Origin of the sequence: Enterococcus plantarum, assembly GCF_001730295.1 — a bacterium.
Lineage (GTDB): Bacteria > Bacillota > Bacilli > Lactobacillales > Enterococcaceae > Enterococcus_L > Enterococcus_L plantarum.
Genome location: NZ_MIKA01000023.1, coordinates 33,680 through 57,322, shown reverse-complemented (window position 1 = coordinate 57,322; position 23,643 = coordinate 33,680). Strand labels below are relative to the sequence as shown.

General features: G+C 36.5%; 24 protein-coding genes, 1 pseudogene, 1 riboswitch and 1 other annotated feature. Of the genes and pseudogenes, 19 read left to right on the top strand and 6 right to left on the bottom strand.

The genetic code is table 11. The features are described from left to right. Window positions 1-20 precede the first annotated feature (20 nt). From BCR22_RS08535 to BCR22_RS08520, 4 genes are all read right to left on the bottom strand, one after another. Entirely contained in the window at window positions 21-566 is a 546-nt protein-coding gene (locus BCR22_RS08535; protein WP_069654515.1) for a DUF5067 domain-containing protein, read from the bottom strand. A gap of 212 nt (window positions 567-778) precedes the next feature. Continuing rightward, entirely contained in the window at window positions 779-1,579 is an 801-nt protein-coding gene (locus BCR22_RS08530; RefSeq protein ID WP_069654514.1) for a TPM domain-containing protein, read from the bottom strand. Further along, window positions 1,576-2,748: a TFIIB-type zinc ribbon-containing protein gene (locus tag BCR22_RS08525; protein WP_069654513.1), complete on the bottom strand. Its 1,173-nt coding sequence runs from the start codon at window positions 2,746-2,748 to the stop codon at window positions 1,576-1,578. Before BCR22_RS08525 ends, BCR22_RS08530 begins: the two co-directional genes overlap by 4 nt. Before the next feature lie 176 nt (window positions 2,749-2,924). Then, window positions 2,925-4,157, bottom strand: coding sequence for an SPFH domain-containing protein (locus BCR22_RS08520; RefSeq protein ID WP_069654512.1), 1,233 nt, complete (start codon window positions 4,155-4,157; stop codon window positions 2,925-2,927). Window positions 4,158-4,452: 295 nt separating this feature from the next. On the opposite strand from BCR22_RS08520, the gene pbp4 reads away from it, so the two are divergent. The 6 genes from pbp4 to argS all read left to right on the top strand — a co-directional run bounded on the left by pbp4 (window position 4,453) and on the right by argS (window position 11,600). Next, entirely contained in the window at window positions 4,453-6,489 is a 2,037-nt protein-coding gene (pbp4, locus tag BCR22_RS08515) for a penicillin-binding protein PBP4(5) (RefSeq protein ID WP_069654511.1), read from the top strand. Window positions 6,490-6,616: 127 nt separating this feature from the next. Beyond that, window positions 6,617-7,336 (top strand): tRNA (adenosine(37)-N6)-threonylcarbamoyltransferase complex dimerization subunit type 1 TsaB, encoded by a 720-nt coding sequence (tsaB, locus tag BCR22_RS08510; RefSeq protein WP_069654690.1) that lies wholly within the window; start codon window positions 6,617-6,619, stop codon window positions 7,334-7,336. Then, entirely contained in the window at window positions 7,320-7,868 is a 549-nt protein-coding gene (gene rimI / locus BCR22_RS08505; protein ID WP_069654510.1) for a ribosomal protein S18-alanine N-acetyltransferase, read from the top strand. The genes tsaB and rimI (BCR22_RS08505) overlap by 17 nt, the downstream gene beginning before the upstream one ends. Before the next feature lie 4 nt (window positions 7,869-7,872). Further along, complete coding sequence (gene rimI / locus BCR22_RS08500; protein ID WP_069654509.1) at window positions 7,873-8,337, top strand: ribosomal protein S18-alanine N-acetyltransferase; 465 nt, start codon at window positions 7,873-7,875, stop codon at window positions 8,335-8,337. Beyond that, window positions 8,334-9,368 (top strand): tRNA (adenosine(37)-N6)-threonylcarbamoyltransferase complex transferase subunit TsaD, encoded by a 1,035-nt coding sequence (gene tsaD, locus BCR22_RS08495; RefSeq protein WP_069654508.1) that lies wholly within the window; start codon window positions 8,334-8,336, stop codon window positions 9,366-9,368. Before rimI (BCR22_RS08500) ends, tsaD begins: the two co-directional genes overlap by 4 nt. 66 nt (window positions 9,369-9,434) lie before the next feature. Then, window positions 9,435-9,640: a binding site (T-box leader), on the top strand. 268 nt (window positions 9,641-9,908) lie between these two features. Beyond that, window positions 9,909-11,600 carry an arginine--tRNA ligase gene (gene argS, locus BCR22_RS08490; protein ID WP_069654507.1) on the top strand — a complete coding sequence of 564 codons (1,692 nt, stop codon included), beginning with the start codon at window positions 9,909-9,911 and terminating at the stop codon, window positions 11,598-11,600. A gap of 86 nt (window positions 11,601-11,686) precedes the next feature. Here argS and BCR22_RS08485 read toward each other — a convergent pair whose 3' ends face one another. Then, the gene (locus BCR22_RS08485; RefSeq protein ID WP_069654506.1) at window positions 11,687-12,640 is read right to left on the bottom strand and encodes a Gfo/Idh/MocA family protein; all 954 of its coding nucleotides are present in this window, start codon (window positions 12,638-12,640) and stop codon (window positions 11,687-11,689) included. A gap of 345 nt (window positions 12,641-12,985) precedes the next feature. On the opposite strand from BCR22_RS08485, the gene BCR22_RS08480 reads away from it, so the two are divergent. From BCR22_RS08480 to purB, 11 genes and pseudogenes are all read left to right on the top strand, one after another. Beyond that, entirely contained in the window at window positions 12,986-13,507 is a 522-nt protein-coding gene (locus BCR22_RS08480) for a hypothetical protein (RefSeq protein WP_069654505.1), read from the top strand. 20 nt (window positions 13,508-13,527) lie between these two features. Next, the gene (locus BCR22_RS08475; RefSeq protein ID WP_069654504.1) at window positions 13,528-13,728 is read left to right on the top strand and encodes a hypothetical protein; all 201 of its coding nucleotides are present in this window, start codon (window positions 13,528-13,530) and stop codon (window positions 13,726-13,728) included. 92 nt (window positions 13,729-13,820) lie between these two features. Beyond that, window positions 13,821-14,444, top strand: a complete 624-nt coding sequence (locus tag BCR22_RS08470) for a glycoside hydrolase family 73 protein (RefSeq protein WP_069654503.1) — start codon at window positions 13,821-13,823, stop codon at window positions 14,442-14,444. A gap of 27 nt (window positions 14,445-14,471) precedes the next feature. Further along, window positions 14,472-15,155 (top strand): beta/alpha barrel domain-containing protein, encoded by a 684-nt coding sequence (locus BCR22_RS08465; RefSeq protein ID WP_069654502.1) that lies wholly within the window; start codon window positions 14,472-14,474, stop codon window positions 15,153-15,155. Window positions 15,156-15,630: 475 nt separating this feature from the next. Continuing rightward, window positions 15,631-15,939 (top strand): annotated as a pseudogene (locus BCR22_RS15710) (C40 family peptidase); the annotation flags it as partial. After that, window positions 15,937-16,419, top strand: coding sequence for a hypothetical protein (locus tag BCR22_RS15420; RefSeq protein ID WP_240485871.1), 483 nt, complete (start codon window positions 15,937-15,939; stop codon window positions 16,417-16,419). The pseudogene BCR22_RS15710 and the gene BCR22_RS15420, both read left to right, overlap by 3 nt. 115 nt (window positions 16,420-16,534) lie before the next feature. Beyond that, window positions 16,535-16,632: riboswitch (purine riboswitch) on the top strand. 83 nt (window positions 16,633-16,715) lie between these two features. Then, window positions 16,716-17,297, top strand: a complete 582-nt coding sequence (locus BCR22_RS08455) for a xanthine phosphoribosyltransferase (protein WP_069654689.1) — start codon at window positions 16,716-16,718, stop codon at window positions 17,295-17,297. 2 nt (window positions 17,298-17,299) lie between these two features. Then, window positions 17,300-18,628, top strand: coding sequence for a nucleobase:cation symporter-2 family protein (locus BCR22_RS08450; RefSeq protein WP_083241790.1), 1,329 nt, complete (start codon window positions 17,300-17,302; stop codon window positions 18,626-18,628). A gap of 155 nt (window positions 18,629-18,783) precedes the next feature. After that, window positions 18,784-19,272, top strand: a complete 489-nt coding sequence (gene purE, locus BCR22_RS08445) for a 5-(carboxyamino)imidazole ribonucleotide mutase (protein WP_069654500.1) — start codon at window positions 18,784-18,786, stop codon at window positions 19,270-19,272. Beyond that, window positions 19,256-20,386 (top strand): 5-(carboxyamino)imidazole ribonucleotide synthase, encoded by a 1,131-nt coding sequence (gene purK, locus BCR22_RS08440; RefSeq protein WP_069654499.1) that lies wholly within the window; start codon window positions 19,256-19,258, stop codon window positions 20,384-20,386. Before purE ends, purK begins: the two co-directional genes overlap by 17 nt. A gap of 18 nt (window positions 20,387-20,404) precedes the next feature. Then, window positions 20,405-21,700, top strand: a complete 1,296-nt coding sequence (purB, locus tag BCR22_RS08435) for an adenylosuccinate lyase (RefSeq protein WP_069654498.1) — start codon at window positions 20,405-20,407, stop codon at window positions 21,698-21,700. A gap of 273 nt (window positions 21,701-21,973) precedes the next feature. Here purB and BCR22_RS08430 read toward each other — a convergent pair whose 3' ends face one another. Beyond that, a complete protein-coding gene (locus tag BCR22_RS08430; RefSeq protein WP_069654497.1) occupies window positions 21,974-22,360 on the bottom strand; it encodes a hypothetical protein in 387 nt (128 codons plus the stop codon). 300 nt (window positions 22,361-22,660) lie between these two features. On the opposite strand from BCR22_RS08430, the gene purC reads away from it, so the two are divergent. Together purC and purS are read left to right on the top strand one after the other, a co-directional pair. Beyond that, window positions 22,661-23,377, top strand: a complete 717-nt coding sequence (gene purC, locus BCR22_RS08425; RefSeq protein ID WP_069654496.1) for a phosphoribosylaminoimidazolesuccinocarboxamide synthase — start codon at window positions 22,661-22,663, stop codon at window positions 23,375-23,377. A gap of 17 nt (window positions 23,378-23,394) precedes the next feature. Beyond that, window positions 23,395-23,643 carry a phosphoribosylformylglycinamidine synthase subunit PurS gene (purS, locus tag BCR22_RS08420; RefSeq protein WP_069654495.1) on the top strand — a complete coding sequence of 83 codons (249 nt, stop codon included), beginning with the start codon at window positions 23,395-23,397 and terminating at the stop codon, window positions 23,641-23,643.

Genomic DNA, 23,643 nt, shown 5'->3' with positions numbered 1-23,643 from the left:
GAATATCTGAAAAGCGAGGATTATTTTAAGTTAATGGTTTTTTGCCCAAGTTCTTTTCCAGCCATTCCTTGAGTCGCTTTCAAAATAACTGGCGTTTCTGTGTCATCTAAGTCATAAGAAATAATAGCTTTCACTGTACCTCCAGGTTTAATATCATCCAGTTGATGTTCCGTGTATTCTGCAAATTTTTCATCTTGAGGCGTCATACCAACGGTTAGTTTATTGATCGTATCTTTACTTTCTTGTGTTAATCCCATACAAGCAATCCAAACTGTAGCAGCTGAAATCAGCTCTTCACTATTGTTCGTTACTTCATAAGTAATTGCTAACTGTGGTTTTTCTCTTAGGAGATTTTCGTCAGCAGGTAAAACTTCAGTTGATAATAGTTTAAGAGTAGCCATTTCAATTTTTAATGTATCGTCTTTAAAAGAGACATCATCTGTTTTTTGGGGGGAAGTTGAAGTCATTTCATTTTTTTTGGTATCGGTAGATTTACTATTGCCTCCACAAGCAACCAACGTTATACTACACAACGTTAACACACCTAAACTTAATAATTTTTTCATCGATATATCCTCGCTTTATAAAATAATGGTGATAAAAATCCCTAATAAGATTCAAATTAAATTTACTTATTTAAAAAAAGGATTTGTTTCTATACTACCTTGTATTTTACTAAATAACAAGGTGACTTTTACTCGTAATATAATTAATTGCAGAAACGAACAAAATTCGAGGAACACACTATAATACGAGACGATGTTTTATTTTTTAGGGATTAAAAGCTACGACCACCACCGCCAAATGTTCCGCCGCCTGTGGAGTGAGTACTGCTTCCGCCGCCTGAACCGCCATTGGAATTATTTCTAGGGATTCGACGGGTCGTGATAAATGAATTGATTAGCACATCGTTTCTTCGCGTCAAGTTAAGCGTTGATTTTTCTCTAAAAGGGTATTTGTAGGTACCAAATTTTAATTGGTATTTGGATACACTAATAGCAAAGAAGATACCACTTAAAACAATTGCTGCTACAAAGGCAATGATGATTTCAGTGGTAGTCAACGTTTTGAAACGAGTAATTTTTCCTGTTTCAGTGTCGACTCGATAATGTCCACCAGGAACACCTTGATCAAAGTAGGAACCTATATTTTCTAGGAAAGTTTGTGCTGCTTGAAAATAATTTCCGTTTCTCATGCTGGGTTCAATATCATCTAGTGTTTGGTTAATTCGCTTATCTGTCATGTAATCAATCATATTTCCAGAAGTTGAAATTCTAAACTTTCTTTGATTCATATCAACATAAAAAGTGATACCATTTTGATTTTTACCAATGCGGTCAAGCATATAATAGTCTGCGAACCGAGTAGAGTCTGAATCATTATCCGTATTGCTCATAATAAAAATCCGTGCTTTCGTTTTTGCCTCAATTGGGCCAATCGCTTCTTTCAATTGAGTAATTTGTTCAGAGCTGAAAAGAGAAGCTTGGTCATCGATGGAATCATCTGCCGCTTTGGCTTTTAACGAAAACCCAAATAGTAGAAAAAGAACAACGAACAGAGTAAAAGGGATCTTTCTCATATAAACCAACCTCCAATCAAGAAAATAGCTAAAATTGCAGCAAAAATGCCAAATGTAAATAACCCTAAACGCTTATAACTAACTGGTAAAATCCCACTTACTTTCCCTGTCTGTCCATTCATAGCGTAGTAATATACTTTTTTTGACTGACTGTTACTACGATATGTTACGACCCAAATCGGCAACAACATATAGTGATTTTTTTCGCTGTTTAAAGAAATATCTGTTCGTAAGTTGGTTAAAGTAGTATAGCCAGAAGCCGTATCTCTTAGTAACGATTCAGAATAATCTTTTAGTTCATTTTGAATAGCATTTTGGATCGTTTCATATTCAATGTCTCTTTTTTCAGCCTGAAATCCCGCCAAATATTGACTTTTAAAGGAAACAGCTTTGTCTATTAAAAAGGGCTGAACTGCTTCTACCATTTTTTGCTGTACATTTTTAGAAAGAGCATTTTTGATCAATTCCGTAAAAGAAATCTTTCCTTGTCGTTCGATATCGAATTGTTTCGTTTCAGTGTATTCAATATCACCAACACGCCATATACGAATCGCAGTTCCCGTCCCATTTAGTTGACCATCGATTTGAGCATCTACGACCCAATAGGGGAAATAGACACCTGTCATCAGATCAATTTGTTGTTTATTGAAAAAGTCTTTTGGAATAAACCATTTTTTCTTTGTCCAAGCTAAGAACTTTTCAATCGCTTCTTCTTTTTCAATAGCAAAAGGCAAGACTTTTTCAGGAAGAAAATTACCACTCAATCTTCCAGATAAAACAACCGGATTATGACAATAATAGCAATATGTAGCCGCAGTTGTTGCTTCAGTAACGATTTGCGCACCACAGCTTGGACAATTGAATAATTCCATTGCTCCTTCTAAGGTATCATTTGTCAAACCATCTGAACCAGTTGCTTCTTTAAAAGTAGCCGTATCTTCAGGAGTCATGTCCTCTTTCTGCGATTCGGCTGTAAATGTTAACTCAGCTTCAATATATTGCTTCTGCTCATCTTCTAGATGTGCTTCTCGTTGTGAGGATTCATAAGAGGTTACTTCAGCTTCTGTATAGACACTGAGACAGTATTCACAATGAAACATTTGATCTTTCGGATCAAATAATAAGGGACCGCCACAGTTTGGGCATTTGTGTGTAAAGGTATCCGTCATAATTGTTCCTTTCTTTGAGTAGCGAATTAATATAAGTGAAAAGCGCTTTTACAAATAGTTGAGTGTTGATTAGAAGAAAAAGAAGCTAGGATTGCTTCTGCTCCAACCGTTTATTTGCATTTAGGGTGTGATACAAAAGTATTTTTTACTTTTGTCCCACACCCAATTTCTTCGGCTTATAAAGGAATTCCTTGAAATGGTTTGCCACAATGTGGACAGAATTTTGGAATACCAGTAGATAAATCAACGATTTCACTGCATTCGCTGCATTTCATTTCTAATTTTGGTTTTTCATTTGTTGGCTTTGGTGTTCCACAGTTTGAACAGAACTTGCCGCTATTTTCAGTTCCACATTGCGGACAGGTCCAGGTACTATCAGATCCTTGCGCATTTTGTTGATTTTGTTTTTCTTGTATTTGTTGTTGATTGGTTTGAGACGCTTGAGCAAAGTAATTACCACTTGTATTCATGCCCATTCCAACGCCCATAAAACCATTCATTGCTCCACCTTCATTACTTCCGGCAGCTTCCATGCCACGAGCCATTGCGCCTTGTACATAGCCTTCACGAACTCCAGCATCACTAAGCATGGCACCTTGATTGCGCATATTGATCAATTTAGTAGAATCATCTGTATAAGAGATGCTTGCTACCGCAACAGAAACGATTTCCATTCCTCGTAGTGAGCGCCATTCATCATCTAGTACTTGCCCCATATATTTACTTAATTCTAAGCTTTTAGATGGTACATAAGAAATGCGTTCGCCATCTGCTGACATTTTGTTGATTGCTGCCTGTAGTGCCGTTAAAAATTCAGCTAAATATTGTTCGTTGGTATCATTAATATCAACTTGGGATTTATTTCTAGGAATTGCATTTGAAAAGAATAATAAAGGATCTGTAATTTTGATTGAGTAATTCCCATGTGCACGTAGAAATAGTTCAGCATTGTAAAAATTATCAAAATAATTAATCGGTGAAGATGTTCCAAATTTGATACCTCTGATTTCTTGTAGGTTGATGTAAAAAACTTGTTGTTTTTGAGGTGTTACGCCACCAAATTTAAAACGGTCGAATGTTTCAGAAATCGCATCTTTCAATGAGCCATTAAAAGCAGAAGGTGCGGAATCATTTTTCACAGTATAATATCCTTCTTCAGCCGTATAATCAATGATCTTTCCGCCATCGACTAAAATCATCATCATATTCGGATAAACATGAATAACAGAACCATCAGTCAAAACATCTTCTGTTCCTTTGCGATTTGACCCTCTTTTATCATTTTTACGAACAAAAACGCCTTTTGTCATAACGGTTGTATCACTCATGTTATCGGGTTCAATAACTTCGATCCATTGGTCCGCTAAACCGCCACCGATTGCACTTGTTGCTGCTTTAATAATTCCCATCTGAAATTCCTCCTAAATTTAAAGCCGTATTTCGCTTGATTCATTTATACCTTCTTTTGAATACTAGTTCAAGAAGCTAGATAAGAAAGTAGTAAGTAAAAATAGTATACCATAGGTTGGTGTAAGAAAAACAGCACCAAAGCCTGATTATAAAGGCAATTCAATCACAAAAAAGCAGCGCGATAATCAAAAATTTTTCTTTTTTTATAAAACTTCCTTTTTTCTATCTTAGATTTTATAAGTTAAGGTATAATAAAGAAAAGAACGTCGAAACAAGGACTTGGGGGATGAGAAATTGGAAAGAAGAAGTAAGAAAAAATCAAACAAAACAATTATTTTAGCAATAAGTGGCGTGGTGATACTGGCAGCGGCTGTCGGAGGCTATGTTGTTTATGGTACTTGGCAGAAGAAGCAGGAATTAAATAAAGCAGAAAAATCTGCTAAGGCTTTTCTAAACAACCTTTCAAAACAAGAGTTTGATCAATTCTCAGATTTATTAGATGAACCATCAGTAAAGGATAGCGGTTATGAGAACAAGCAGGTCATAGAAAAATATCAAACCATTTTTTCTGGCATTCAAGCTGAAGGAATCAAAAGTAAAGAAGTAAAGGTGAAACAAGAAAAAGAAGGAGAATATACATTTACCTACAAATTAGATATGACAACACCTTTAGGGAAATTAAATGATTTATCTTATAAAACGACTATCAAAAAAGTAGATCAACAGTATAAAATCAATTGGGCTCCCAATTTGATTTTTCCAGAAATGTCAGGCCAGGATAAAATTTCAATTGGTATCGATGCGGCGAATAGAGGAGAAATCGTTGATCGTAATGGAGAAGGATTAGCTGTTAATCAAGCTTTTGATCAAGTAGGAATCGTACCTGGTAAGCTTGGAGAAGGCCAAGAAAAGACAGATAATATCAAAGCATTCAGTGATCAATTCAATGTATCTGTTGATGAAATTGAGCAAAAACTCAAACAAGATTGGGTCAAACCAGATGCTTTTGTACCTTTGACGGTTTCTTTTGATCCAGTGACAACATTACCTCAAGGAGCCGCTTCTCAAGATACGGTTGTTCGTTACTATCCTTTAAAAGAATCTGCTGCTCAATTAGTCGGATATGTCGGCACGATTACTGCTGAAGATATCGAGAAAGATCCTACACTTAGTAGTACTGGTGTGATAGGGAAAGTCGGCTTAGAACAGGCTTTTGATAAACAGTTACGCGGACAAGACGGTGGAAATATCACAATCACTGACGCACAAGGGGATGCAAAAAGTGTCCTGCAAAAAGTAGATAAAAGAGATGGTGAAAAAATTCAATTAACGCTTGATAAGAATGTTCAATCGCAAGCATACGATATCTTTAATAATCGCCCGGGGAGTGCGGTCATCATGGATCCGCAACAAGGGGATTTATTAGCGGCAGCGAGTTCTCCGTCGTTTGATCCGAATAAGATGGCTAATGGTATTTCTCAAAAAGAATATGATGGCTATGCGAATAATGAGAATTTACCATTTACAGCTAGATTTGCGACAGGCTACGCACCAGGTTCGACCTTTAAGACAATCACGGGGGGAATTGGGTTAGATGCAGGCACATTGAAGCCAGAAGAAGAAATCGCTATCGATGGGTTGAAATGGCAAAAAGATGCCTCTTGGGGAGATTATTTTGTGACGCGTGTGAAAGAAGCTAGTCCTGTAAACCTAAGAACAGCGTTGGTTAATTCTGACAATATTTATTTCGCTCAACAAACATTGCGAATGGGAGAAGATAAATTTAGAAAAGGACTGGATAAATTTATTTTTGGAGAGAAATTAGATTTATCTATCCCAATGAATCCAGCGCAAATTTCGAATGAAGACAAGTTCAATTCAGAAATCTTACTAGCCGATACAGGATATGGTCAGGGACAACTGTTGGTAACGCCTATTCAGCAAGCCGCAATGTATACGGTATTTCAAAATGAAGGCAAACTTGTTTATCCAAAAATCGAGCTAAACAAAGAAACTAAAACAAAAGATAATGTCATTAGTTCGAATGCCGCGAATACGATTGTGACAGATTTGCTTGGTAGTGTTGAAGATGAAACGGGGTATGTCCACAATATGTACAATCCAGAATTTTCATTAGCGGCGAAAACAGGAACTGCTGAAATCAAGGAAAAACAGGATACGCTTGGAAAAGAAAATAGTTTTCTTTTAGCAATGGATCGAAGCAACAACAAATTTTCAGCGATGATCATGGTGGAAGATTCAAGAAAAAATGATACAGCAACAAATATCAGTAAAACGTTAATCGATTATTTAGAAGCAAATATCAAATAATAACACAAAAAGGAGCGAAGCGCTTGAGGCGTTTTCGCCCCTTTTTATGTTATTGCCACGTTTTTTTACGAACGTACAAAAATATGCTACAATGAACCAACTACATGATGAAAGAAAGGGATTTTTTGTGCGGATTTTAGCGATCGATACGTCAAATCAAACATTGGCCATTGCTGTTTGTGAAGACAAGAAAATAATAGGACAATATACAATCACTGTAAAGAGAAACCATAGCTTAACGTTGATGCCAGCAATCACACAATTGGTGAAAGATGTTGGGATGACACCTAAGGACATTGATCGGATTGTTGTGGCTCAAGGTCCAGGTTCATATACAGGATTAAGAATAGGTGTAACAACGGCCAAAACATTGGCTTACACATTAAATAAAGAATTAGTAGGTGTGTCTAGTTTAAAAACGTTAGCCGCAAATTGTGTTAAGGTAAGAGGAACAATCATACCGATTTTTGATGCGAGAAGAAATAATGTTTATACTGGAGCATATCAATATGTTAACGGTGTTTTGACAAATGTCATAGAGGACCGGCATATAGCGATGGAAGATTGGCTTGGTCAGCTAAAAGACATTGATTCTGTTTACTTTGTTGGAGAAGATGTTGAAAAATTCCGCTCACTGATTGAAGCCACTCTCCCTAATGCTGAAATTTGTGCTAGTTCAGAATGGCAAATTCCAAACGGTGCAGTCTTAGCAGAATTGGGTAGAGTAAGTGAACCTGAAGCGGATATCCATCACTTTTTACCTAATTATTTAAAACGAGTAGAAGCAGAAGAGAACTGGTTAAAAGATCATGTATCTGAGGTAGATAATTATGTTGAAAAAATTTAATCTTTTTCATAGTATTTTGGGCATTTTTTTTAAGAATCGCCCATATGATGAGAAGACTGTAAAAATCTCAGAACAAGAGTATTATGTTCGTGGGATCACACTCGATGATATCAAAGATTTACTTTCAATTGAAAGGGAAGTATATGCTGGAGAATTACCTTGGACAAAAACGGCTTTTTTAGTTGAACTTCAAGCAGCAGAGCCTCATTTATACTTACTTATTCAAAAAGAAGGAAAAACAATTGGGTTTATTGGATGCCGTATTTTTGATAAGGATGCTCATATTACAAATGTTGCCGTTGCAATGCAAAATCAAGGAAAAGGAATTGGGAGTTTCTTGATAAGAGAGGTTCAGCAGTTTGCAAGAATCAACAATTGTGAGAAGATCTCGTTAGAAGTCCGAATCAGCAATAAAAATGCACAGCGGGTCTATCGACAACTTGGATTTGTATCCAATACCATTAAGCCACATTATTATACTGAAAATAAAGAAGATGCATTAGAAATGATATTATCTTTAAAAGAAGAGTGAAGCGATGTATTATTCAAAAGAAGAGTTGCCAACAAGACAGGCTGCTAAGAAACTTTGGCGGATATGTGACCATTCATATGACCATGGATCACCCTGGACAGAAAAACAATTTGACGTTGATTTAGCACAAGAAACAAGTCACTATCTTGTCTTAATTAAAGAAGGCAAGTGGATTGGTTTTGTCAGCTATCATTTAGTATTAGATGAAGTTGAAATTACGCATGTTGTGATTCGTAAGGAATGTCAGCAAAAAGGTTATGGCAGTCAATTGATTGATCAGTTGATTCAACGAGTAAATGAACAAGATGCTTGTCAAGTGTTTTTAGAAGTTCGAACATCAAATGTATATGCACAAAATTTATATGAAAGAAAAGGATTCAACGCGATCAATCGTCGAAAAAAATATTATAGTAATCCACAAGAAGACGGGATTGTGATGTGTTTAACTGTTAAGGAAGTGAAACAATGATTTTTTTAAATAAAAAAAGAAAATTGATACTGGCTATTGAAAGTAGTTGTGACGAAACCAGTGTTGCTGTTATTGAAAATGGCGATACAATTTTATCTAACGTTGTGGCTTCTCAAGTGAAGAGCCATCAACGTTTTGGAGGTGTTGTACCAGAAGTTGCGAGTCGTCATCATGTAGAAGAAATTACGTTATGTATTGAAGATGCTCTAGCTGAAGCAGATGTAAAACCAGATGACTTAGGTGCAGTAGGCGTTACGTATGGTCCTGGTTTGGTAGGGGCTTTATTAATCGGTATCTCCGCTGCTAAGGCATTTGCTTGGGCACATGATTTACCGCTGATTCCAGTCAATCATATGGCTGGGCATATTTATGCGGCTCATTTTGTAGAACCTTTGCAGTTTCCGTTAATGGCATTATTAGTGAGTGGTGGTCATACGGAATTAGTTTACATGAGAGAGACAGGTTCTTTTGAAATCATCGGTGAAACAAGAGATGATGCTGCAGGTGAAGCATATGATAAAGTCGGCAGAGTTTTAGGTCTAACCTATCCAAGCGGTAAAGAGATCGATGAACTGGCCCACCTTGGAGAAGATACGTGCCATTTTCCACGAGCTATGATGAAAGAAGACAATTATGATTTTAGTTTTAGTGGTTTGAAAAGCTCATTTATCAATACGGTTCATAATGCTGAACAACGCAATGAAGAATTGATAGTAAAAGATTTAGCTGCAAGTTTTCAAGCGAGTGTTATCGATGTTTTAGCCGATAAAACGATTCGAGCTTGCAAAGAATATCCTGTCAAACAATTAGTTATGGCAGGTGGTGTTGCCGCAAATATAGGCTTGCGTGATCGATTAAGCAAAGAAGTGACGGAAGAACTGCAAGGCGTAACATTTATCGTGCCACCACTTAGACTATGCGGTGACAATGCAGCGATGATTGGTGCTGCTGCATTTGTCGAAGCTGAAAAAGCTCATTTTGCTGATTACCACTTAAACGCGGATCCTAGTTTATCCTTTACGACCATCTAAACATTAAAATCAACAGACAAGACTAGGCATAGAGAAAAATATTTGTTATAATGAACCAAGTTTAATAATGATTCATCGATAAAGAGAGTACTTCATTAGCTATTATTCAAGCGATTTCGGGAAGGTGCAAGCCGAAAATAATCAAATGAAGGAAGCGCACTTTTGAGAATCTGCCAAGGCAGACGGCTATCTACCGTTAATAGATTAAGTGGGTTCGTCTTTATAGAGGACGAACAATTAGAGTGGTACCGCGGGAAAATCTCGTCTCTGGTGTTTTTTAACACTAGGGATTTTTTTTGTTTATCACGCCACTTCGTTTTGATATCGTTGTTGCAAATCAAGTAGAAAAGAATCATTTTATAATGTGTCAGAAAGTCAGGTTGCTTTGCTTATATTTTAAGAAATGAATCACTAAGTTTAACTCTGGTAAACTATTGAATCACCAATCCACTTTGATTTAAAAAAGTAGGACCCATTTCTCAAAATCAATGATAATGCAGCTAGAATAAATAATACAAATCACCTATTAGGAGGATAACTATGAATAACAAAGAAATCGTAGCAAAAGCCATTTATGAAGTGGTAAAAGAAGATTTATCATTAGAAACCGTTACCCAATTATTGGAAAATCCTAAGTCAGTTGATCACGGAGATGTAGCGTTTCCAGCTTTCTCATTGGCGAAAGTCTACCGTAAAGCACCGCAACAAATTGCAGCTGATTTAGCTGAGAAAATTGCTGGAACAGACTTTGAAAAAATCGAAGTGGTTGGACCTTACCTGAACTTTTTCATGAATAAAAAAATGGTAAGTCAAACAATCATCGGTCAAATTGCAAAAGAAAAAGGACACTACGGAGATAGCTCGATCGGTAACAAAGGCAATGTACCAATCGATATGTCTTCACCTAACATCGCGAAACCAATTTCAATGGGGCATTTGCGTTCAACAGTTATTGGGAATTCAATTGCGTTTATTCTTGAAAAGAGTGGTTATACACCTATTCGTATCAATCACTTAGGGGATTGGGGCACTCAATTCGGTAAATTGATTGTGGCTTATAAAAAATGGGGTTCAGAAGACGGAGTCAAATCGGCGCCAATCACTGAATTATTACGTCTGTATGTTCAATTTCATGAAGAAGCTGAAACACAACCTGAACTAGAAGAAGAAGCACGCGCTTGGTTTAAAAAACTAGAAGAAGGCGATGCTGAAGCCACTGAATTATGGAAATGGTTCCGTACAGAATCACTAAAAGAATTCGACAAAATCTATGCAATGCTAGAAGTTTCCTTTGATTCATACAACGGAGAAGCTTTCTACAACGATAAAATGGACGAAATTGTAACAATGCTAGAAGAAAAACATCTATTGCAAGAAAATGAAGGAGCTGAAATCGTTGATTTATCTGCATATGACCTAAATCCAGCGCTAATCAAAAAATCAGACGGTGCAACGCTTTATATCACACGTGATTTAGCGGCGGCTGTTTACCGTAAACGTAATTATGATTTTGCCAAAGCGATTTATGTTGTCGGAAATGAACAAAGCAATCATTTCAAGCAATTAAAAGCTGTTTTAAATGAGCTTGGATTTGACTGGTCCAAAGATATGCATCACGTACCATTCGGTTTGATTACACAAGGTGGCAAAAAACTATCAACGCGTAAAGGGAAAATCGTTTTGCTTGAAGAAGTGTTGAACGAAGCAGTTGAACTGGCGAATAACCAAATTATGGAGAAAAACCCTGATTTACCGAATCGAGAAGAAGTGGCGAGACAAGTTGGAATTGGTTCTGTTATTTTCCACGATTTAAAAAATGATCGTTTGAATAACTTTGATTTTGTTTTAGAAGAAGTTGTTCGTTTTGAAGGTGAAACAGGTCCGTATGTACAATATACACATGCACGTGCAATGAGTATTTTAAGAAAAGCTGATTTCACAATCGATGAGACGAAAGAGTATGCCTTAGATGATAAAGATAGCTGGGAAGTTGTGAAACTATTGCAAAAATTCCCAGAAGTTGTCATGCAAGCTGCTGAAAAATACGAACCATCAGTTATTGCAAAACATGCGATCCAAGTTGCTCAAGCCTTCAATAAATACTATGCACATGTCAAAATTTTAGCTGAAGATGAGCAAAAAGAAGCGCGTTTAGCGTTAGTGTATGCGATGGCAACGATTATTAAAGAAGATTTACGCTTACTTGGTCTACATGCGCCGAATGAAATGTAACGAGCAAAAAAGCTGAGGCAAAAGGACAGTAATTCCTTTTTGACTCAGCTTTTTTTTAACTAAAAAACCTACTTTTCTGGCATTATTTAATTAGTCCAATTTTGTTGCATTTGGTCCAAAAGATCGATAACGTCTTTTGTTAAAAAGAGAGAACGATTGGATATTTCTCCTTCGATCATTTTAATCATATTAGTGATTTCGTAGTTTAAGGCTTGAGTACTGTCCCCAGAAACAATTGTTTCCACAGTTCCGTCATTAAAGAAAATTTTTGCTTCATCTGCTCGTGGATACTCGTTGATCACAATATAAGCATCTTCAAAAGCGACAACTCCTTGTTTGGGCATTTTTGCTTGGAAACTTAAGGAAACTGTCGCCATTTCTTGTACATCGTTTTGTAAGATCGTCGCTGATTGTTCGTCTACACCAGTTGAGAATGGCTGCATAACGGATGCAATAACTTTGGGTTGCGAAGTAAAAAACCAGCGAGCAAAAGAAACCGCATAAGTTCCAATATCCAATAAAGCGCCGCCAGCTAAATCAGGATTAAAGAATCGATTCGACGGATCAGGTTCTTTGTAACTACCAAAAGGCGCTTGAATCATTTTTAATTTTCCAAAACGATTGGAGTCGATTTGGCTACGTAATTTTTGGTATAAGGGCATGTTGAAAATAGTCATTGCTTCAGCTAATATCAGGCCTTTTTCTTCAGCTAGCGTCATAGCTTGCGTTAGTTCTGCGCTATTCATCGTAATCGCTTTTTCACAAAGTACATGTTTACCTGCTGCCAGAGCTTTTAAAATATGTTCGATATGTTGACGATTGGGAACGGCGATATAGACGATATCGATCGCTTGATCGGCTAACAACGCTTCAAATGAACCATAAGCTTTGGGGATATCGTGTTCGTTTGCAAATGCTACAGCTTTACTTAATGTTCTAGAAGCAACGGCTGTTATTTGACTATTTTCTTGTTGAAAGCTGTTAGTAAAACTAGTTGCAATTTCTCCAAGACCGATGATTCCCCAATTGTAGTATTTCATATATATCCTCCTTAATAATAGAGCAGTGGGGCGTTATCATTTCTATAAAAGAAAAAATCAAGAGTGAGAAACTCTTACGGCTTTAAGAAAACAGCCCACATAACTCAATAATAACAAAAGTTGAAAGAGCTTCTGCACTTTTTCTGACGCATTAAGTAATTAAAAAGCTCTATTTTTATTATACATGAGAAATGAAAAATAATGGATTATTTTGGACAGATATGTTGAATTGTCTTATTATTTATAGAAACAAGTGGCGTGTTTCTTAAAAATACAGAAATAAATGATTCAAAAAGATGCATTTTTTTACTAATTTCAGTAAAATGGGAGAAGGAGGCGAAAGTCATGCACCAAATGTATATAGATATTCTTATCGATGCAATTATAGAACAATTTGAAACGGAAGAGCACTTCTATACTGACTATCTCCAAATTACAGAAGAAAATTGGACAAATTGGAAAAAAGGTAGAATTAATTTAACAAGTGAAGAGATGCAAAAAATAAAAAACTTATTTTCTGATTACGAATGGATGCTGACACAAAAAATATTACGTCAAACCATTCTATTTCCAGAAAAAAGAAACATAGCCATTTCAGAATACAAACGCCTAAAAACAATAATCGCTAAAAAATGGTTACAATCAGGAGCAGGTGTTGCTGAATTGATACCGTCAAAAGCAAACCGCGACGAAAAAGAACAGGCATTTATTGATCTAAAAGTAACGGTTTCTTATGATGAGTGGGGGTTTGATGATATTGTCACGTTCAGATTGCCGGCAACTCTACAAGGTCAATTAAAAGAATCAAAAGTAGAATTACTAGATTGGGTAAATGAAAATTTGATGGGTACTTACGTTGGTGAATAAGTAAGTAAGGGAGTTTTTTTGTGAAACAAATTTTAGGAATCTTATCCGTCATCATCGTATTAGGTGCTGTGATTTTTGTCCTTTTTGGTCATTCAACACCAAAAGAAAAAACAAAAACGAGCAGTGAGGAAACACAAACAACAAGCACCACGGCAACGCCAACCACGTCTGAAAAACAAACGAATACATCGACAACTATGACTACAACTGCAGTTGATTGATTGTCTAGGGAAAAACTGATATAATCAGTCAGCTATTATCCTAAATAAAAAAAGTTAGTACAGGAACGAATACAAAACAAAGTAGGGAATGTATGAATAGTCCAAGGTATAAGAAGAAAAAAGTGAGAAAAACGAATTTACCGATGCTTTTTGCGGGTTTGTTGATTGTTGGTGTAGCGTTTATCTTTTCAATCAATGTATTGTCAGACAGTTCGAAAACAGAAGAAGAGTCAGCTCAACAAAAAGAGCAAGTAACAAAGGAGCAGTTTATTGATAGAATCAGTCCTTATGCAAAAGAATTACAAGCATCTTATGGTGTGTTACCTAGTATCATAATAGGGCAAGGGATATTAGAATCAAATTGGGGACAGAGTACGCTTGCTTCAAAGTATAATAATTTATTTGGAATCAAGGCCTATGGGGAACAAAAAAAAGTCAACCTTGAAACACGTGAATATATCAATGAAGAATGGATCGTTATCCAAGGGGATTTTAGAGTGTATGATACGTGGGAAGAGTCAATGGATGATCATACACGTCTATTTGTTAACGGTGTAACATGGAATCCACGTTTATACGAACATGTTCTTCTGGCAAAAAATTATAAACAAGCGGCTCAAGCTTTACAAGATGCTGGTTATGCTACAGATCCAACATATGCAGATAAAGTGATTCATGTCATCGAAAGCTACGATCTTAATCAATATGATCACTAATAGATGAAGTAAAGGGGAGTAAATTAAATGAATGAAAAATGGGTGCCTGAAATTGTAACACCTTTAAAACAAGATATCGTTCAAGTGCCGAAAGTAATTGCGCAAGCGAGCGGAATCCGAATTTTTGGAAAAAAAATTAAGTCAATTATTTTTACGACAGATATTGCAATAATTAGAAATACAGATGCAAATGCAGTAATTGCTGTATATCCTTTTACACCTCATCCAGCCATTACAAAAAGTATTATTGAAGCAGCGGATATTCCTGTATTTTCAGGAGTTGGCGGTGGGTTAACTCAAGGTCAACGCTCGGCTTACATGAGCTTGTTCGCGGAAGCTCAAGGATCGATCGGTGTCGTATTAAATGGTCCAACACCAGTTGAAACAGTTGAAATGGTTTGTGAAGCTATTGATATTCCAGTCGTTAGCACGGTAACTTCTATCCATACACCAATCGATGAAAAAATAGCAGCAGGGGTTACGATGATCAATATCAGTGCTGGTAAAGATACAGCTAAGACGGTTAAGTTTTTCCGAGATAAATACCCTGAATTACCAATTATTGCAACAGGTGGGCCAACAGATGAATCAATTACAGAAACGATTGAAGCTGGAGCCAATGCGATTACATATACACCGCCTAGCAACGGTGAACTTTTTAGTCAAAAAATGAATAAATATAGACATTTAGAAAAAGAGAATGATGTTTAACCTATACAGAGCAAATTTTTACTGTAACAAACGATAATCAAGGGCATATTTTCGTTTATCTAGCCGTTGATTATTTATTTGCCTTCAGTAATTGCTGAGGATTAATTGATAAAAACATTCTATTATAAATAGAATGTTTTTATCAAGGTGAATTTAATTTATTTTATGTTATGATGGATGAAAATGGTTTAGGAGTTGGGAATTGATGAAAAAATATTGTTACGTGGTTGGCGCGGCCGTTACACTTTTTACGATTTTTGGAATGGCTAGTACTACCGAAGCGACTGAAACAGTAAGTGAAGAAAGCTACCAAGCGGCAATTGAATCAGGATTTACACCTGAACAGATTCAACAGATTCAAGAAATGCCTGATTTTTCTTTAGAAAATATTCAAGAAGAACCGGCAGCTAGAAGTGCTGTTGTATTTTCAGCCACTCAAAAAAATCAAGTCGTTTCTGAAGCTAAAAGACATTTAGGTAAACCATATGCATGGGGTGGAAAAGGACCGAATGTATTTGATTGTTCAGGATTGACTCGTTACGTATTTTTACAAGTTACTGGAAAAAATATCGGTGATTATACGATACCGCAAGAAAAAGCTGGAGAACAAATCAGTGTTGCTCAGGCTGAACCAGGAGATCTCTATTTTTGGGGAGCAAAAGGAAATACCTATCATGTAGCAATTGCTATTGGGAATGGTCAATATATCCATGCGCCAAATGAAAAAGAAGTGGTGAAGATTAATTCAACTACGTATTTTAAGCCTAGTTTTGCTGTTAGGGTGATAAAAAAGAATACCAACAATAATGCGAATCTAGTTAGTTACAGAACTCACCTCCAAGATTTTGGTTGGGGAAACTATGTACAATCTGGTCAAACCAGTGGTTCAGTGGGTAAATCAAAACGCCTAGAAGGAATACAGGTTAAGCTTGATCCTTCAGTGAGTGGAAATATTCAATATAAGACTCATATTCAAGATATCGGCTGGCAAGGATTTAAGTCGAACAATGCATTAAGCGGAACGACTGGTAAGAAAAAAAGGTTAGAAGCAATTCAAATTAAATTAAGCGGTGCGGCTGCTACCAAATATGATGTTCAGTATCGCGTTCACTCTCAAGATTATGGATGGCAAGCGTGGACTAAAAATGGTCAATCTGCTGGAACACAAGGCTTAGCAAAACGTTTAGAAGCAATCGAGATAAAATTAGTTCCTAAAAATACAGCATTACCATCAGGTGGAAAACCTGCGTTTATCAAAAAATAAATAAGGAACAACTGAAAAAGAGATAAAAACGATCCATAGAAACAATAAGTGACTCTGTAAAATTTCAATGAAAAAACAATTATTTTCATTGAAATTTACAGAGTTTTGTACTATTGTATACTAATAACAAGAAGCTTATATATGATCATAATAAGGATGATCGTCTCTACCCAACACCGTAAATGTTGGTCTATAAGTGAAAAAGAGTCTCAGACCCTTTTTTGCTTATGCAAAAAGGGTCTTTTTGTTTGTATAAGAAGAGTTGCGTAGAAAATGTGATGGAGGAGTCGGAAAAAATGGAAGAATTAGTACAACGAATCAAAGAGGATGGTCGTGTTTTAGGGGAAGGTGTGTTAAAAGTAGACAGCTTCGTTACCCACCAAGTCGATCCTAATTTAATGGAGGCGATTGGCTATCGTTTCGCTGAAGTATTTGCAGATGCTGGCATCACAAAGGTTGTTACAATCGAGGCTTCAGGAATCGCACCTGCTCTTTTTGCAGCGAAAAAACTGGAGGTACCAATGATTTTTGCTCGTAAAGCAAAAAGCTTAACGATGGATGAAGAACTACTGACAGCTTCTGTATATTCGTTTACTAAACAAGTGACAAGCCAAATATCTATTTCAAGAAAATTTTTGTCAAGTGACGATAAAGTATTGATTATTGATGATTTTTTAGCGAATGGTCAAGCTGCAAAGGGATTAGTCGAATTGTGTCAACAAGCAGGGGCAACTGTGGATGGAATTGGTATTGTCATCGAAAAATCTTTCCAAGATGGACGAGCTTTATTAGAAGAAATGGGTATGCGTGTTATTTCTTTAGCTCGTATTGACTCTTTGAAAAATGGTGAAGTTGAATTTCTTGAGGGGGATGCATAAACTTGGAGAGTAAAGTAAATACAAAAGAAGTTAACAATCAACCAGAAACTGAAAATGGCAAAGCGGCAGTCTTGGGTCTTCAGCATTTATTGGCGATGTATGCAGGAGCTGTAGCCGTACCTTTATTGATCGGGACGGGTTTGAATTTTAATTCAGAGCAGATGACCTATTTAATTTCAATTGATATTTTTATGTGTGGCATTGCGACGTTGTTGCAATTGACAGTGAATCGATTTTTTGGAATTGGCTTACCTGTAGTGCTTGGCTGCGCAATTCAAGCGGTAGCGCCATTGATTATGATTGGTAGCGATAAAGGTGTAGGTGCAATTTATGGTTCAATCATTACTTCTGGTATTTTTGTTGTATTAGTCTCGGGAATTTTTTCTAAAATCAAAAAGCTATTTCCACCTTTAGTAACGGGAACTGTAATCACGGTCATTGGGTTGACGTTGATTCCAGTTGCAGTGGAAAAAATGGGGGGAGGTCTCGCTACAGCTACGAATTTTGGTGACGGGACCAATTTACTTCTGGCTTTTGTAACAATTGGTTTGATCATTGTTGTCCAGGTTTGGGGTAGAGGATTCTTCAAATCGATTGCCGTTTTAGTTGGTTTAATCGGTGGGACTGTTCTTGCAGCAGTTCTAGGTCAAGTGAACTTGACACCAGTTGGGGAAGCGACATGGTTCCATTTTCCACAGCCTTTTTATTTCGGTAAGCCAACGTTTGATATCTCTTCAATCGTGTTGATGATCATTATTTCGATTGTCAGTATGGTTGAATCGACAGGAGTTTATTTTGCTTTAGGCGATATAACAGGAAAGCAAATCGGCGAAAAAGAATTAAAAAAAGGGTATCGTGCGGAAGGTTTAGCGGTTATTTTAGGTGGGATTTTTAACACATTCCCATATACTGGTTTTTCTCAAAACGTTGGGTTGGTCCAACTTTCCGGAATCAAAACAAGACGACCGATTTATTACTCAGCATTTTTCCTGATTGCTCTAGGATTATTGCCAAAAGTTGGAGCAGTTGCTCAAATTATCCCTGAACCTGTGTTAGGTGGTGGGATGTTAGTGATGTTTGGTATGGTCGCTGTGCAAGGCATGCGTATGTTATCAAAAGTTGATTACAATAATGATAAAAACTTATTGATCATTGCAATCTCAATTGGGTTTGGATTAGGATTTAATATGCTGCCCACTTTATTCCAACAAATGCCTGAAACAGTAAGGATGTTTACAGGGAATGGTATCGTCATGAGTAGTTTGACAGCAATTATTTTAAATGTATTGTTTAACGGTCTTAAAAATGAGGATCGAACTGAACCATTATGATAGTGAAAAAACCGGATGTTCCTCCGGTTTTTCTTTTTTTATCCGTTCAATACGAACAATAATATTAAAAAAAACTTTAATATTCGATTTTATTTTGACACATAAGATTTCCGTTGATAAAATGTAAAAGAATAGAGAAAGAAAAGAGGAATGGTATGTCTATCATGGTTTCAGTAGTTATGGGAAGTACGTCGGATTGGGTAACAATGAAGCATGCGTGCGATTGTTTGGAAGAATTTAACATTTCTTATGAAAAAAAAGTGATATCGGCGCATCGTACACCAGACCTTATGTTTGAATTTGCTGGGCAAGCGCGTGAGCGTGGCATCAAAGTGATCATTGCTGGAGCTGGAGGTGCGGCTCATTTACCTGGGATGATTGCATCCAAAACAACGTTACCAGTAGTTGGTGTTCCAGTTCAATCAAAAGCATTGAATGGGCTTGATTCATTGTTATCAATCGTCCAAATGCCTGCTGGTGTCCCTGTAGCGACTACTGCAATTGGAGAATCCGGGGCGAAGAATGCCGGACTGCTTGCAGTTCAGATGCTTTCCATGTATGATGTAGAGTTAGCAGGGAAATTAGACGCCAAGCGTAAATTTCTTGAAAAAACTGTGATGGAAAGTAGTGATGAACTTGAATAAACCTTTATTACCGGGACAAATGATCGGTATTATCGGTGGCGGACAATTAGGAAGAATGATGGCGCTCAGCGCACGGGAAATGGGTTTCCGTGTGGGTGTTTTAGATCCAACTGTTGATTGTCCTGCTGCTCAAGTCGCTGATTGGCATTTATTAGCTGATTATGATGACATAGAAGCTTTAGAAGAGCTGGCAAAGCGCTCACAAGTCTTGACCTACGAGTTTGAAAATGTTGACGTTGGAGCATTGATGCACGTTCAAGATTTGGTGAATATCCCGCAAGGAACAGATCTTTTAGCTATTACACAAGATCGTTTACTCGAAAAATCTTTTTTAGAAGCGAACAATATTGTTATCGCTCCATTTGCCACAATCGTAAGTCCGACAGATATCCAAGATGCCATTGACGGAATCGGCTATCCATGTGTCTTAAAAACAACACGTGGTGGCTATGATGGGAAAGGACAATTTGTTTTGTACAGTACGTCCGATCTAGCACCTTCAATGAATATTCTAAGAGAAGGAACTTGTGTATTAGAAGCTTGGATTCCATATGAAAAAGAAATATCGGTATTAGTAAGTGGAAATGGACAAGGAGAGTTCACCGTTTTTCCTGTAGTTGAAAATATCCATCGAAATAATATTTTACATGAAACGATTGCTCCGGCAAGAGTGACTGAAGAAGTTGTTGAAGAAGCGCAACGAATTGCCCGTGTTATTGCAGAAGCTGTTGATTTAGCGGGGACTTTGGCTGTTGAGATGTTTTTAACAAATGATGGTGGCATTTATGTAAATGAACTGGCTCCTAGACCACACAACTCGGGCCATTATTCGATTGAAGCTTGTTCGATGAGTCAATTTGATGCGCACATTCGTGGTATTTGTAGCTGGCCACTGCCAGAAGTTGAGCTTTTATCAGAAGCTGTAATGGTCAATATTTTAGGAGATGAAATATACGAAACAATGGATGTGATTTCTGAGAAACCTGATTGGCATTTTCATTATTATGGCAAAGCAGAAGCAAAAAGAGATAGAAAAATGGGGCACATCACGATTTTAACAGAAGATATTTTTGAAACTTTAGAAGATATATATCAAACCAATATTTGGGATTAAAAAGGAGCAAACAAACGAATGATTGATCGTTACACACGACCTGAAATGGGTGCAATTTGGACAGATGAAAATCGCTACAATGCGTGGTTAGAAGTAGAAATTTTAGCGGATGAAGCATGGGCCGAATTGGGAGATATCCCAAAAGAAGATGTACAAAAAATTCGTGATAATGCATCATTTGATGTAGCACGCATTTTAGAAATCGAAGCGGAAACGAGACACGATGTAGTTGCTTTTACACGTGCGGTGTCTGAAACATTAGGTGAAGAACGTAAGTGGGTTCATTATGGCCTGACCAGTACAGACGTCGTTGATACTGCATACGGCTATTTATTGAAACAAGCAAATGATATTTTACGTGCAGATTTAAAGAAATTTACAGCAATCATTGGGGAAAAAGCGAAGGAACATCAACATACAGTTATGATGGGCCGGACACATGGTGTACATGCTGAACCGACAACATTTGGATTAAAGTTAGCGTTATGGTATTCAGAAATGAAACGGAATGTTGAACGTTTTGAACATGCTGCAAAAGGTGTAGAAGCTGGAAAAATCAGTGGAGCAGTAGGGACTTTTGCAAATATTTCTCCTTTTGTTGAAGAATATGTGTGTGAACATTTGGGCATTAGAGCCCAAGAAATTTCAACTCAAGTATTACCTCGGGATTTACATGCGGAATATGTATCTTCGATGGCCTTGATCGCAACAAGTATTGAGAAGTTTGCAACTGAAATTCGTGGATTACAAAAATCTGAAACAAGAGAAGTTGAAGAGTATTTTGCGAAAGGTCAAAAAGGGTCTTCAGCAATGCCACATAAACGCAATCCAATTGGTTCTGAGAATATGACAGGTCTTGCTCGGGTTATTCGTGGTCATATGGTCACAGCGTATGAAAATGTTACATTGTGGCATGAACGAGACATTTCTCATTCTTCTGCAGAACGAATCATTATACCAGATACAACTATTTTACTAGACTATATGTTGAACCGTTTTTCTACTATTGTAAAAAATTTAACGGTCTTTCCTGAAAATATGAAACGTAATATGGACGCTACTTATGGTTTGATTTATAGCCAACGTGTGTTGTTAAAATTGATCGATCATGGTATGTCTCGGGAAGTAGCATATGATTTAGTACAGCCCAAAACAGCCTATGCGTGGGATAATCAAACAGCATTTAGACCACTATTAGATGCGGATGAAAACATTACTTCAATTTTATCAAAAGAAGAATTAGATGATGCTTTTGATTATCAGTACCATTTGAAAAATGTCGATCTTATTTTTAAACGTGTAGGATTGGTATAAAATAACCGATAAAAGTAGAATTTGGAACTCCGAGAAATAAGCTGAAATCCACGAAAGTTGCTCTTCGAATTTTTGTAGATTTCAGCTTATTTCTGAAGAGGTTACTTCTGGTTCGCCACCGTTTATTCAGATTTCGTGAGGCTGAGATATGACTTGTATAGTTATGTCTTAGTCTCTACGTTTGGTCTAAAGAGCCATCTTATTTGGTTATCAATACTTTAGACACGAAAAAGACAAAACTGTTGAGAAGTTTTGTCTTTTTGTGTTTTAGTACTAAACCATCACTTTTTCGAAGCTACGTAACCGTGCAACCTCGGGTGTTTTTAGAATAGAAAGCAACTGCTCTATAAAAAGATATGTACATTCTTGTTCGTTGAAATAGACATGTATACAGTAGTAGTTTTTAAAATAGTGTTGTTCATGTATTTGATGTATGGTCAATTCGTTATTCAGACTATTCATATAACGGAAGGTTCGTTTACGTCTTTCTGAATGCCGATGAAATGCTCGTTTCAAATTCTTAAATGTATAGTAAGTACACCCTTGATTTAAATTGTGGACTTCCTCTAAGGCAAGTAAATCATTGTATAATTTTGTTCTTTCTTCAGGGATTAATTCTGCCAAAAATTCTTTTGCTAAACTGTCATAACCGCTAGTCATCCTTGTGTTCCCTCCTAAAAAATTATCCCGAATCACGAAAACATGATAGTAGATTTTTTAAAGAATTACTTTCGATTAGCATACCATTTTTCTTAATAGCTGTAAATGCTTACAAGATTTTCTTAATATCTAAAACTAAGATTAAATGCTAAAAAACGAACAATATGGAGATGTAATATGTTGAATGTTAATAAATGTTTGACTGTGGAGAATCATCTTGTTAAACTGTAAACAAATAGAAAGACGAACTTAAAATGGTTTGTTATAATAAATGATACGTAAATGGGAGTGTGGAGGACTGTGGAAAAAAGTAAGTTATTATATAAAGGAAAAGCTAAGAAATTGTTTAAAACCAATGAATTAAAAACGTTACGAGTAGAATATTTAGACCAAACAACTGCATTAAATGGCATTAGAAAAGACACTGTAATTGGGAAGTCTATATTAAATAATCAAATTACAGCTCTAGTTTTTGAGCAATTAGAGTTGAAAGGTATCCATAATCATTTTATTAGATTGATATCTAAACACGAACAATTAGTTGAAGAGGTTGAAATTATTCCGTTAGAAGTTGTCGTGAGGAATGTTTCAGCGGGTAGTTTTGCAAAACGATTAGCGATCCCTGAAGGCCAAGAACTTGAATTTCCAATTTTGGAGTTTTATTACAAAGATGATTCTCTCGATGACCCGATCATTAATGGTGATCATATTAAGATTTTAAAGATTGCAACGGAAGAAGAAATGACTACTATAAAAAATGAGGCACACAAGATAAACCAATTGCTTATTGAGTTGTTTGAAAAAATCAATATTCGTTTGATTGATTTTAAAATAGAGTTTGGTCGTAGAGAAGATGGCACTATTCTATTAGCAGATGAAATCACGCCAGATACTTGTCGTCTATGGGATAAAAAAACAAACGATCATTTAGACAAAGATGTTTATCGTAGAAATATAGGAGATATCGTTCCCGTATATCAAGAAGTATTGCATCGATTAGAACAAACATTCAATTAAAAAAGGAGTGATATAGAATGTATGACGTAAAAGTATATGTTACGTATAAAAATTCAGTTTTAGATCCTCAAGGGGAAGCCGTGAAAGGCGCAGTTCATCGACTTGGTTTCAGTGAAATCGATGAAATACGAATAGGAAAATTTTTCGAAATCAGAGTTAGTAAAACAACGCAACCTATCGAAAGAGTCATTGAAGAAATTTGTGACAAATTACTAGCTAACGTTAATATGGAAACCTATCGTTATGAGATCGAGGAGGAAGTATGA

Coding starts and splice junctions, on each gene's coding strand:
- BCR22_RS08430 (WP_069654497.1), bottom strand. CDS start 22,360: ATGACTAGCGGTTATGACAGTTTAGCAAAAGAATTTTTGGCAGAATTA.
- BCR22_RS08520 (WP_069654512.1), bottom strand. CDS start 4,157: ATGGGAATTATTAAAGCAGCAACAAGTGCAATCGGTGGCGGTTTAGCG.
- BCR22_RS08485 (WP_069654506.1), bottom strand. CDS start 12,640: ATGAAATACTACAATTGGGGAATCATCGGTCTTGGAGAAATTGCAACT.
- BCR22_RS08470 (WP_069654503.1), top strand. CDS start 13,821: ATGAATAGTCCAAGGTATAAGAAGAAAAAAGTGAGAAAAACGAATTTA.
- purB (WP_069654498.1), top strand. CDS start 20,405: ATGATTGATCGTTACACACGACCTGAAATGGGTGCAATTTGGACAGAT.
- BCR22_RS08530 (WP_069654514.1), bottom strand. CDS start 1,579: ATGAGAAAGATCCCTTTTACTCTGTTCGTTGTTCTTTTTCTACTATTT.
- purE (WP_069654500.1), top strand. CDS start 18,784: ATGTCTATCATGGTTTCAGTAGTTATGGGAAGTACGTCGGATTGGGTA.
- rimI (WP_069654509.1), top strand. CDS start 7,873: ATGTATTATTCAAAAGAAGAGTTGCCAACAAGACAGGCTGCTAAGAAA.
- BCR22_RS08525 (WP_069654513.1), bottom strand. CDS start 2,748: ATGACGGATACCTTTACACACAAATGCCCAAACTGTGGCGGTCCCTTA.
- rimI (WP_069654510.1), top strand. CDS start 7,320: ATGTTGAAAAAATTTAATCTTTTTCATAGTATTTTGGGCATTTTTTTT.
- BCR22_RS08465 (WP_069654502.1), top strand. CDS start 14,472: ATGAATGAAAAATGGGTGCCTGAAATTGTAACACCTTTAAAACAAGAT.
- argS (WP_069654507.1), top strand. CDS start 9,909: ATGAATAACAAAGAAATCGTAGCAAAAGCCATTTATGAAGTGGTAAAA.
- BCR22_RS08535 (WP_069654515.1), bottom strand. CDS start 566: ATGAAAAAATTATTAAGTTTAGGTGTGTTAACGTTGTGTAGTATAACG.
- tsaD (WP_069654508.1), top strand. CDS start 8,334: ATGATTTTTTTAAATAAAAAAAGAAAATTGATACTGGCTATTGAAAGT.
- BCR22_RS08455 (WP_069654689.1), top strand. CDS start 16,716: ATGGAAGAATTAGTACAACGAATCAAAGAGGATGGTCGTGTTTTAGGG.
- purS (WP_069654495.1), top strand. CDS start 23,395: ATGTATGACGTAAAAGTATATGTTACGTATAAAAATTCAGTTTTAGAT.
- BCR22_RS08480 (WP_069654505.1), top strand. CDS start 12,986: ATGCACCAAATGTATATAGATATTCTTATCGATGCAATTATAGAACAA.